At 63.7% G+C, this 11,696-nt stretch carries 7 protein-coding genes; 5 read left to right on the top strand and 2 right to left on the bottom strand.

From position 1 onward, the window contains the following. The first annotated feature begins 76 nt into the window (after positions 1-76). The 4 genes from HK353_RS00370 to HK353_RS00385 all read left to right on the top strand — a co-directional run bounded on the left by HK353_RS00370 (position 77) and on the right by HK353_RS00385 (position 6,278). Positions 77-736 (top strand): helix-turn-helix domain-containing protein, encoded by a 660-nt coding sequence (locus tag HK353_RS00370; RefSeq protein WP_245395694.1) that lies wholly within the window; start codon positions 77-79, stop codon positions 734-736. Between the two features lie 646 nt (positions 737-1,382). Further along, the gene (locus HK353_RS00375) at positions 1,383-3,611 is read left to right on the top strand and encodes a DUF222 domain-containing protein (protein WP_173151203.1); all 2,229 of its coding nucleotides are present in this window, start codon (positions 1,383-1,385) and stop codon (positions 3,609-3,611) included. Positions 3,612-3,754: 143 nt separating this feature from the next. Further along, a complete protein-coding gene (locus HK353_RS00380) occupies positions 3,755-4,870 on the top strand; it encodes an LLM class flavin-dependent oxidoreductase (RefSeq protein ID WP_173151205.1) in 1,116 nt (371 codons plus the stop codon). Positions 4,871-5,189: 319 nt separating this feature from the next. Then, positions 5,190-6,278, top strand: coding sequence for a C40 family peptidase (locus HK353_RS00385; protein ID WP_173151207.1), 1,089 nt, complete (start codon positions 5,190-5,192; stop codon positions 6,276-6,278). 403 nt (positions 6,279-6,681) lie between these two features. On the opposite strand, the gene pepN is transcribed toward HK353_RS00385, so the two are convergent. Continuing rightward, positions 6,682-9,771, bottom strand: a complete 3,090-nt coding sequence (pepN, locus tag HK353_RS00390; protein WP_173151209.1) for an aminopeptidase N — start codon at positions 9,769-9,771, stop codon at positions 6,682-6,684. A gap of 85 nt (positions 9,772-9,856) precedes the next feature. Between pepN and HK353_RS00395 the strand changes: the two genes are divergently transcribed. Next, positions 9,857-11,005, top strand: coding sequence for an FUSC family protein (locus HK353_RS00395; protein WP_173151211.1), 1,149 nt, complete (start codon positions 9,857-9,859; stop codon positions 11,003-11,005). Between the two features lie 12 nt (positions 11,006-11,017). Here the strand turns inward: HK353_RS00395 and HK353_RS00400 are convergent, their stop codons facing one another. Beyond that, the gene (locus tag HK353_RS00400; protein ID WP_173151213.1) at positions 11,018-11,671 is read right to left on the bottom strand and encodes a helix-turn-helix domain-containing protein; all 654 of its coding nucleotides are present in this window, start codon (positions 11,669-11,671) and stop codon (positions 11,018-11,020) included. Positions 11,672-11,696: the final 25 nt, after the last annotated feature.

The following is an 11,696-nucleotide window of genomic DNA, read 5'->3' on the forward strand; positions in this document are numbered from 1 at the left end:
TATTCGAGTGTGTTCCTGGCCCGTGCAAAAGCGCAAACGTGTTTGCAGAAATAGCAAGCTCTGTCATGCTGAGGGCATGGAAGAGCCAAGAGAGTCAGGGAAGCGTGCCGCTCATACGACGGGTCGGATGTCGGAGATCCTCTCCGATGGGTCCGCCTCGGTCGGGGCGCAGGAGGCCATCAGACAGTCCTTGGCCGGTGTCGGCGCTCGCCTGCGGGGGCTGCGGCAGGAGCAGGGGCGCACCCTCGACGAGGTGGCTGAGCTTGCCGGGATGTCGACGAGTACGCTGTCGCGCCTGGAATCCGGGAAGCGCAAGCCGAGTTTGGAGCTGCTGCTGCCGCTGGCTGAAGTCTATGGGCTCCCGCTGGATGAGCTTGTGGGGACTCCTCCGATCGGGGATCCGCGCATTCATATCTCCCCGCGGAAGTTCCATGATCAGACGATCCTGCCGCTCAGCCGCGGAGGCATCGGAGTGCAGGCCTTCAAGCACATCGTCGACGGTCGGCAGACACCGAAGTTCGGTGCGCTGAAGACTCACCCAGGATTCGAATGGGTGTATGTGATCCGCGGTCGCCTGACCCTCGTCCTCGGCGACCGGACGATGGTCCTCAGCGCTGGAGAGGCGGCGGAGTTCGATACGCGCACTCCGCACTGGTTCGGGGGAGCCGATGACGACGGGGTCGAGTATCTCAGCCTGTTCGGACCCGAAGGGCAGCGCGTTCATATGAAGAGCTGAGTGGAGCTGTGGGTCGGCGCAGGCGCTCGTTGATACGACGGGGCGTCGGTTGTGCGCGCTTGATTGTGGCGGGAAGTGAGTCCTGCCTTCGGGGCTGTGGCGGGAAGTGAGTCCTGCCTTCGGGGCTGTGGCGGGAAGTGAGTCCTGCCTGCGTGGCTCTGGCGGGAAGTGTGTTCTGCCTGCGTGGCTGCGGCGGGGTCCTGGTCCTGCGTGGTCGCGTCAGTGGCGAGGAGTAGTCTTGGTCCACTTCGTCGACACCGTAGGTGCGAGGCCCCTCTTCTAGCCGTCACCGGCGATCATTGTCAAACACGGCACTCCGAGTGAAATCTCCAGTTGACCAGCACAAATAGTACATAATAGTAATTCAGGGAAAAGATCTCAAATAAATAGCACATAACTATCGACTCTGTTCTATTTATGGATTAGAATAGAGCCAAGCCGAAGACATCAACGATGATGAACGGATAAAGCGAAGATGGCCCTCATCCCCGACCGAAGGTACGACGAGCACAACGACCGCGAAGCAGGAAAGGCTTCGCAGGCACCACCTCCTCAAGGTTCACCGCCCAGTGACCTCCCTCCAACTGCAACCGGCTCTTCTGCCCGGTCTGCCGACGGTGGCTCCTCCAGGTCGACGTACCGGGAGTTGCTCGCTGAGGCCGGATTCGATCTGACCGGTCATCCTCTCGCCGACAGATTCGACGGGATCGCCGACAACCTGACCGACGGCGAGGCGATCGCCGACCAGGCTGGTGACGGACAGAGTGACACTGTCGAAGACGGCAGCGCTACAGTCATCGACGGCGGCGCAGCTGCGTCAGGCGGCGGTCAAGCAACCGCTATCGAGGCTGACGCAGGGGTGCCTGCTCTTCCGAACGGCGATATCCACGCCGGGCAGGGGCCCTGGTCGAGCAGGACGACCATGCCGGAGACCGAGGCAGAGGTCCAGGCATGCATCAAAGAGATCGAAGCACGCCAAAGTGCGTGGATGAAGGCAAAGCGCGAAGAACGTGAGGCACAGAGAGCTGCGGAGCGTGAGGAGTATCTGAAGAAGAACCCGCAGGCTCGCGCAGAGGACGAAGAACTCGCGCGTGAAAGAGCGGAGTGGAACGCCCACGTTGAGCGGTACGAGGCGAAGAAGCGGGCGCAGAAAGAAGCCGAACGTATCGCTGAGGCAGAACGCGCGGAGCGACACAAGGCACTCGCTGAACGCTATGACTCAGAAGCTGACACGCATCCCCTGCTCGACGAGTTTCGCTGGTCAGACTTGAAGCACGCAGCCCCGGAAGTCACAGAAAGCATCTGCGCTCTGCAGGGCCTGCTCGACGGGCTCCACGACTTCACCCGCCCCATGGGGCCCGATGACGCGGTGACTCTTCTCGATGGTCTTGAGACCTTGAACCGTCTGACAGAGTCCCTGTCGGTCGTGACCCTCTCCGTGTTCGAACGTGTCGGCACGCCCCGCGATTACGGGGCGAAGACGACGAAGGCGCTGGTCCAACATCGGCTCAACCTGTCTGCACAAGAGGCCTACCGCCGCACTCAGCTCGCTGAGTGCCTGGGAAAGCGGACCAGCATCAGCGGGGAATCGATCGAGGCGCAGTTTCCGATTCTCGCAGCGGCCCTTCGTGAAGGAGTGCTCTCGGCAAACCAGGCGTCGACGATCTCCAAATGCTTGAAGAACCTGCCTGTGAACGTATCGGAGGACGACAAGATCAAGGCTGAAAGTCTGCTCGTCGAAAAGGCTCAGGCGGTTCGCGTCTGTGATATCCATGCACTCTTCGAAGAGATCCTGGGCTGGATCGATCCCGACGGCCAGGAACCGAAAGAAGCGGCAGACCGCGACAGCTTCGCTGTCAACCTGCGCCAGGCGAAGGACGGAACGTGGACCCTCAAAGGTCGCCTCGACGAGGAGACCGGTGGGATTCTCAATGGCTTGCTGACTTCGCGCATCAAAACCGATTCTCAGTCGGACGAGGACAGGTGCGCGAATGCGGCGGGCATCGATGCCGCTCCCGCGGATGGCGAACGCCCAATCGACGGAGCGAGCGCCACAGATGATACCCGTTCTGCCGAAGACGCCCGCTCCGCAGTCGAAAGCGGCAGTGCCAGTGTGAGGGACCTCGACCAGGAAGTCGTCGACGCCTATACGGAGGTTCTGCGCGGCGACCGCTCGGACTGTCTCGACCCCTCGCTCGACTTCACCTCGCCACAGGTCGGCGCGAATGGTGAGATCCCACAGGGAGCCGGGGTGAGGCAGGACGGCTCACTCGTGACGATGGCCGCTGAGCAGCCGAGTGTCAGGCGTCGCATCTACGAGCGTTTCTCCAGCGTCATCGGCAGCATCGAAATGAACCGCATCAAGGCCGGAGCGGCCTACGCACTGGTCGTCACAGCCAAGGCAGAAGATCTGGCGAACCAGACCGGCAAGGCTGTCACGGGGGCCGAAGCGCCGTTTCCGATCGATTCCGCTGCACTGGAAGGACTGAACGGGTCGGTCTTCTTCCACCTCATGGGCGAGAGAGCGAAATCGTTGGCACTGGCGACAGAACGACGGTTGGCCACAGAGAAACAGCTGGCAATTCTCGCCAGCCGTGACCAGGGATGCACGTTCCCCGGATGCGACACTCCTCCCGGCTGGTGCGAAGCGCACCATATCGTCCCATGGGCGCAGAACGGCAAGACCGACGTCAACAATCTCACTTTGGCCTGTTCAGCGCATCACCACCTGCTTGATTACACCGATTGGGACTGCAGAATGCTCATCGACGGTCGGCCCGCGTGGGTGCCACCGGCGACCACCGACCCAGCACAAGAACCGGTGCTCCACGCTCGGTTCATTGCTCGGGAAATCGGAGAGACTCTCTTCGGCTGACAAGCACCTATGTTCGGCCGACAAACACACCGGCAGTGTGACTTCTATTCGCAGGACACGTGGCCGAGACCGATGGTGCGGTTCTTCAGCGGCACGGTCCGCGAAGAACGGAATGTTCTTCTCACATGCACTGTTGCCTCGGTATGAAGCTTTCGATCCTTGACCTCGTCCCTGTCCGTACAGGACAGACGACAGCAGACTCCTTCGCCGCCTCGAAGCAGATCATCGACACGGCCGACAAGCTCGGATTCACCCGCTATTGGGTCGCCGAGCACCACAACATGCCCTCCATCGCATCGACGATGCCTGGGCCGGAGCTCATGCACCTCGGCCAGGGAACACGGCAGATCCGCCTCGGATCCGGTGGAGTCATGCTTCCCAACCATGCCCCGCTGGCGGTCGCCGAGCTGTTCGCTCTGCTCTCCGCTGTCTACGGCGACAGGATCGATCTGGGTATCGGACGCGCACCGGGGACGGACCCGATCACCTCGGCGGCGATGCGGGGCCACCTCGGCGAGGGGCGGATGGTCGACCGCGAAGGACGGGCAATCGATCCCGTCGAACAGTTCCCCCAGCACGTGATCGACACTCTCAGCCTCATGCGGCCCGAGGGGATGCGAGTTCCGCTTCACGGTGGACGCGAACATGTGCTCAAGGCGACTCCCGCGGCATTACCGGGAACGCAGCCGTTGCCGTGGCTGCTCGGCTCATCCGGTTACTCGGCCAGGCTGGCAGCTGAACTCGGCATGCCCTATGTCTTCGCCAACCACTTCGCATCCGGCGCCACCACCGGAATGAAGATCTACCGCGACAATTTCACGCCCGGAGCCTATGGAGACCGGCCGCAGACCTTCGTCACGGCCAACGTCGTCGCCGCACCCACCGAGGAAGAAGCGCGGCTGCGCTCGGAACCCTTCATGCTGCAGATGGCCAGAATGCGCACCGGCGGACGGATGGAGAAGCTGCACCTGGCCGGCGACGACGTGCGATCAGTGATGACCGACCAGGAGCGCATGGTCGGCGAAGAACTCTCCGGCAACTGGATCATCGGCGACACGAAATCCGTATCGGCGCAGCTCGAGGAACTCGCCGAGCGCTTCGACGTCGACGAGATCATGATCCAGCCGATCGCCGGCGCCATGGAAGGCGAAGACGTGCGCGAAGACCCGGGGCGGATCCAGACGATCCACCTGCTTGCCACGGAATTCCTCGGCTCCACTGGTGCTTCCGGCGTCGCTGATGCAGGCACCGATATGTGACACCTGACTGAGGCCCGTCCCCCGGTCCCGACCGGGGCAGATACCGGACATCGGCACCGGGCCGAAGTCTCAGCTCAGCATCGATTCGGGCAAGTGGACTTCAATCCACGACCAGTCCGCGTTATCCTGTCACAGTGTCATGAAAGCTGACAGTCGTGTGACAGCCAGTAGAATCGACACCGTGCAGAACCTCGCTTACGGCGAGGCCGCTCCTATCGGAGAGGTCGAAACGGAGGCGAATACTGTACGCCGAATGCGCTCGCGCACCTTCGGAGACTTCCCCCACGCGGGCCCCGGCCTGCAGACCGAAAGAGAAATAATGCGTACCAAAATTGCTGTTTCGGCAGCACTTGGGGTCGGACTGGTTTTCGGCGCCGGTGCTCCCGCACTGTCGAGCAATCTGTCGTCGACCGACGCCGCAAAAACGTCCGGCATCTCCGCTGATGTCGTGCCCGGCCAAGAACTCGAACGAATCACCGACGGCAAGATCGAAAAGGGCGAGACCGCCTACGTCGATGTCACGGTCGCGACGCTGTGGACCGACCCGAAGGCCCCTCGCAAGGTCGACAAGCCTGCCCTCCAGCATCCCGTCGACCTCAAGAAGTGGAACAAGAACCTCGAATCCACCGATGTGCGCCGGGGCCTGACTGGAAAAACCGAGACCCAGGCAACCTACGGTTCGGAAGTCTCCGTCCTCGAAACCAAGGGCAGCTGGGCCAAGGTCGCCGTGACCGACCAGAAGACCCCGAAGAACAAGAAGGGCTACCCGGGTTGGCTGCCCAAGAAGCAGCTGGTCGAAAACGACCGCTTCGGAAAACTTGCCGAAGAACAGCCCCGCGCAGTGGTCACGAAGCCCAAGAGCGAGCTCGAAGGCATCGAATTCACCAAGGACACCGGTGCCGACGTCAGCTTCAACGTCGACCTGCCGCTCATCGCCCAGGACGTCGACGATGTCCGCGTCGCTCTCCCCGGAGGCGGAGCCGCCTGGATCGACATCGACGATGTGGATGTCTACGATGTCGGCGACAAGCCCGAGAAGCCCAGCGGCAAAGACCTCGTGAAGACCGCGAAGCAGTTCGAGGGGCTGCGCTATCTGTGGGCCGGAGTCTCCTCCTACGGATTCGACTGCTCCGGATTCACCTACTCCATCTACAAAGCCCACGGCATCGAACTGCCTCGCGACTCGGGAGAACAGGCGAAGGCCGGCAAGGCCGTCTCCTCGTCGAACCTCAAGCCCGGCGACCTGCTGTTCTTCTCGACCAGCTCGGGAACGGTCCACCACGTCGGAATGTACGTCGGTGACGGCAAGATGATCCACTCGCCGAACGCGTCGAAAGACGTCTACGTCACCGACTGGAAGAAGTGGGACACCGGAAACGAATTCTCCGGAGCCCGCCGCATTCTCTGACCTGGGCCGCGTCCTCTGATCTGGATCGAGTCAGATGGTCTCGGTTTCAACCAGGACCTGACCAAGTCTGTCGAATGACCAGCCGACACATTGATGGCCGGTGCCCCAATAGGGCACCGGCCATCAGTGATTTCAGAAGGGCCCAGCTGGGAACATCGCCAAGGTCGCTGAGCACGGCTCTAGCCGGGGAGGATCGCCAGGTCTGCTGAGCAAGGCGATTGCCGAGAGGTCTGGCCAGGGGAGGGGCCCGGTCAGGGGAGGGGCGCCCGCCGAGGCGGCTACCGAGGAGAATCGACCGGGATGACTGGCGACCCGATTTCACCGAATCTCGACCGCCGAGGCTGCCGAGGCTGCCGAGGCTGCCGAGGCTGCCGCCGAATGGTTTCGCTGAGGTGACCTCCGGTCAGTGTCGCGAGCTCTGTGTGGACTTCAAGAAGATGGCACGGGCCAGATCATCGCGACGTTCGATGACCAGTCGGCGCAGAGCCGCGGGTGCATCGTCGTTGGCTGCCAACCATGCGTCAGTCTTCTCGACCACAGCCTCCTCGTCGACGGACCACCGGGGATAGAGGCCGAGCACCAGGCGGCGAGCGATCTCAATCGAATTGTCCGTCCAGAACCCGAGCAGACCATCGAAGTACTCATCGACATACTCCTCGATGAGCGGCATCGCGCTCGGCGCGATGAACCCGGCGATGATCGCCGACAGAACATCATTGCTCAGCGCTCCCGCCTCGCTGATCGCCTCCCAGGCACGGATCTTGACGATCGGCAGAGGCAGTGCGGCACTTGCCGTCTCGGCGTGAAGTCGACCCGAAGCGCTGGGATCCGAATGATTCTCCCGCGCGATATCCGTCTGATCCGCCCATCCGAGGCAGACGAGCGCCGTCAGCGCATTCCACCGCAGCGCATGATCATTGATGAGACCCCGGAACGGCAGCGTCGCAGTCGAATGCTCGGCGCCTCGACCCGTGCGGGCACCGCCGGAAGCTTCGGCCGACTGGCTCACCGAACCAGCCTGCCCAGCCGAACCGGCCTGCACAGCCGAACCAGCCTGCCCAACCGAACCGGCCTGCCCGGAAGCTCCGGCATACATCCGGTCGATCTCCTCACCGACCGGCACCGTGAGGATCTGGCTGGCGAGCCCACGACCCATAGCCACCGCGGAGCTGCCGGCCGCACAGCGGGCCGTCCGTGACGTCAGCGCCAACACGAGATTGGCCAGATGCAGCTGCGCATCCGATCCCGCCTTCGCCGCCGCCAACGCATCCAACGCGGCTCCCAGCAGCCCCATGATCGCGGCATCGAAATTCCGATCCGCCACCCACTGATCGATGCAGGTCAGAGCGGTCTGACTGAGTCCCGCCATGATCCCGGCATGACTTTCCTTGCCCAAGCTGCGGGCATAGGCGGTGAGGTACTTCTGCACCGGCATGAGCCCATCGCGCACCGCATTGTCCAACGCCGACCACACCAGTGCCCGCGACAGCGGATCCGTGATCCGCGACGCCGAGGTGACCGCCGCCTCCGTCGACGCCGGATCGAGGCGCACCCGCGCATAGTCCAGGTCGTTGTAGTTGAGCAGAGTGATCACGCCGGCGCTGCGACCAATCAGCTGCTCGACGTCGGCCGACTCGGTTGAGAACTCGAAACGGAAGGAATCGAGGGGAACGATCGCCCGCCCCGACCGCCCGAGCGTGGCGATCTCGATCGTGTGCGGCCGCAGCAGGGCCGTGCCCTCGGCCGAATCGGACTGAGTGATCGTGGCACCCGCGACCTGTTCCGAACCGGACCGTCGCCGAGGCGGGTCCACCCTGCCGCTCGACCCGGATCCTGCCCCGTGAGCGGCTCCGGCAGCCTCATCGAAACCGTCGCCGAACGCATCCGGGCTGCGCAGCCTTGCGCCCGAGCTCGAAGCCACGATCCTCCCTCGTCCTGCGCTCTGCGCGGAGACGTCGGAACCGGCAGAATCTCCGTCGGCCCCGATTCCGGCCCCACCCTGCAAGAACGCGGCCGACCCATCCGCGGACCCAGCCGAACCGTCTGCCGTCGTGAGCTGCAGGGACAGCTCCGAGACTCCGGACGTCCCCAGCCACGCGGCCGCCCAGTTCGCGATGTCCCGGTCGGGAGCCGCCTCGGCGAGGCATTCGAGGAAATCAGCCAACTCGGTGTTGCCGTATTCGAACCGTCTGAAATACAGCCGCGAACCAGCGAAGAAAGCCTCCCGGCCGACGAACGCGACGAGCTGTTTGAGCACGGATGCGCCCTTGGCATATGTGATGCCATCGAAGTTGAGCTTCGCGGCCTCGACATCGGGGATGTCGGCGACGATAGGGTGCGTCGTCGGATACAGGTCCTGCGTGTACGCCCACGTCTTGCGGCGCAGCGCGAAGGTCACCCAGCCATCGGTGAACCGCGTCGCCTCGGCCAGCGCGAGCCCGCCCATGAAATCGGCGAAGGACTCCTTGAGCCACAGGTCATCCCACCACTTCATCGTGACGAGATCGCCGAACCACATGTGCGCCATCTCGTGCAGGATGACATTGGCGCGTGACTCGTAGTTCGCGTCCGTGACCTTGTCCCGGAAGATCAGATTGTCCGTGAACGTCACGAGGCCGGGGTTCTCCATCGCGCCGAGGTTGTATTCGGGAACGAAGATCTGATCGTACTTGCCCCACGGGTAGGGGTAGTCGAATTCGGAGGTGAAGAAGTCGAGGCCCGCCTTCGTGACGCCGAAGATATCCTCCGCATCGAGGTGGTCGACGAGGCTCGCGCGCGTCCACGCGCCCAGCTGCACGGTCTGCCCGGTGCGCGGATCCGTCCACTCGTCCGTGGCCCCCTCGTAGGGCCCCGCGGTGATGCAGGTGATGTAGCTCGACTGCTTGAGCGTCGGTTCGAAGTAATGGGTGACCGCGGCCGCCGATGCGGATCCGTTCGCAGGCTCGAATCCCGCCGAGGCGGCCCCCGCCGAACCATCGGCCGGTTCCGTCCGTGCCTCGGCCCGGTTCGACAGGACCTGGAAATGAGCGGGAGCGGTGACCGTGAAGATGAACTCGGCCTTGAGGTCGGGCTGGTCGAAATTCGCGAAGACGCGACGGGCGTCGGTGGGTTCGTACTGCGTATAGAGGTAGGTCTTGCCGTCGGCCGGATCCGTGAACCGGTGCAGACCCTCGCCCGAAGTGGAGTAGCGGGCCTGTGCCTCGATCGTCAGGGAATTGCGTCCGGCGCGGACGGGGAAAGTGACTCGAGCGCCGTCGAAGACCTCGGCAGGGGAGAGGCTCTCACCATTGATCAGAACGGAGGTCACGGAGTCGGCGATGAGGTCGATGAATGTCGAATCATCGAAGCGAGCGGAGAAGTCGACGACAGTGCGAGACAGGTACGTGTCGGCATCGGTTTCGGCGTTGCTGACGTCGATATGGACTGAGTAGGAATCGACCTCGAGCAGCTGTGTTCGACTCTGCGCTTCGCTTCGGGTGAGATTCGTTGTCATTCGTTAGCCTCCTCGGCGGACAGACTTTAGCATGCCACATTTCCGGTATTCTGAGTACAGCACCAGCGAACGGCAGAGGGGACTGATGGCGGACAAACGGGTCAGCGAACTGCCTCGGCGGGGGTTCAACGTCGTCGCCCATCGCCTGCGCTTAGGACTCAAGCGGGTGTGGGTGAACTCCGGTCAGCTGATCCAGATCCCCATCGCCGCGACCGCCGCCTACTCCTTCTGCGTCTACGTGCTCGGCCACCCGTATCCGTTCCTCGCTGCGGTCGCCTCCGCCGTCGGCATCGGCCCTGTCGTCGACCGTCGCCTGCGCCGCGCTCTCGAGATCGGCATCGGAGCGACGTTCGGGGTGCTCGTGGGCGAGATACTCGTCAATTTATACGGCTCCGGCACCTGGCAGCTCGCCCTGACCCTGATCATCGGCCTGACGATCGGCACGATCCTCAACTCCGGCGGCATCTTCATCACCCAGATCGCCGTCCAATCCGTCTACGTCGTCGTTGTCCCTGCCACCGCCACCACCATGCCGTTCCCGCGCACCCTCGACGCTCTCACCGGATCCGTCTGCGCGATTCTGCTGGCCCTGCTCATCCCGCGCGACGCTCGCAAGGTCCCGCGGCGCTTGGCCGCAGACATGCTCGAGGAGGTCGACGCCGTCCTCAGGATGATGAAACGAGCCCTGCGTGAAGCCGATGTGACGATGGCCGGCCGAGCCCTCGAGCGCGCTCGCGAAACCCAGGACATCATCGACTCCTGGGGCTCATCCCTGCGGATCTCCCGCGAAGCCGCGAAGATCAACGCACGTGCCCGCCGGCATGCGGCCGAAGTCACGCGCCTGTCACGTGCCCACACCTTCTCCGACCGCGCGATGCGGACCATGCGAGTCATCGCCCGCCGCGTCGTCGGCATCACCGAGCTCGGCGTCGCCAAACCCGTCATCGCCGACTATGTCGGATCCTTGGCCGACGGTGCGAAGAAGCTCGAGATCGCTCTGCGCCGCGGCACCGACCGTTCCCTCGCCGAGGCGGCCCTGTCCGAGGCGGCGGGGGCTCTCGATCCGCGGGCGAAGCCCGATTGGGACATCCACGACGAGTCGATGGTCCTGCTCCTGCGGACTGTCGCCGTCGACCTGCTGCAGGCCGCAGGACTCACTCGTGAGGAAGCCCAGTCACGGCTTCCACCGCTGGCCGTGAACGCCGATGAGGAAGACGGGCCGGCCGTCGAATAGCCGTCGAGGTGGTCAGCTGCTTTCGACGACGAAGACGGCGTTCGTACCCGGTTCCAGAGCCGTGAAGCGATGAGGCTGATCGCCTGGATGGGTGAGATAGTCGCCGACGCCCAATTCGTAGGACTTGCCGAGCACTTCGATGCGTGCGGCCCCGCGGCCGAGTATGACATGTTCGATCGTGCCCTGCGGGTGCGGCTGAGACTCCCTGGGCTCACCCGGTTCGGCCTGGATGAAGTAGACGTCGCGTCGGGCATTCGTCGGCGACGGTGAGAGCAGAGTGGCCACATAGTCTGCGCTGGTCGAAGGCAGGCTGGGCATATCGCCGACGTGTTGGAAGGCGACCTCGTGCGGGGGCGGGTCGAGCAGGCGCGCAAGAGGGATGTCGAGCGCAGCGGCCAGAGCCCACATCGTCTCCAGACTCGGATTTCCGCTTCCCGTCTCAAGCCCGGACATCGTCGACTTGCCGATGCCGGCGCGCCTGGCGACCTCGGAGAGGGAGAGCCCGGCACGCAGTCGTTCGCGTTTCAGTGCCGCCGCGATCTGCTGACTCGGCGACAGCGACGGGCCGGGCGCTGTGGCGTCGGAATCGGTGGCGCTGGGAGCGGACTCGGGGTCGGAGCCCCCCTGAGCGTCATTCAGCGAATCGTCGTTGCTTCGAGAAGTCATGGGTTCACTATAGCGGTTAGTCCGT

Source organism: Brevibacterium permense (assembly GCF_013280495.1).
GTDB lineage: Bacteria > Actinomycetota > Actinomycetes > Actinomycetales > Brevibacteriaceae > Brevibacterium > Brevibacterium permense.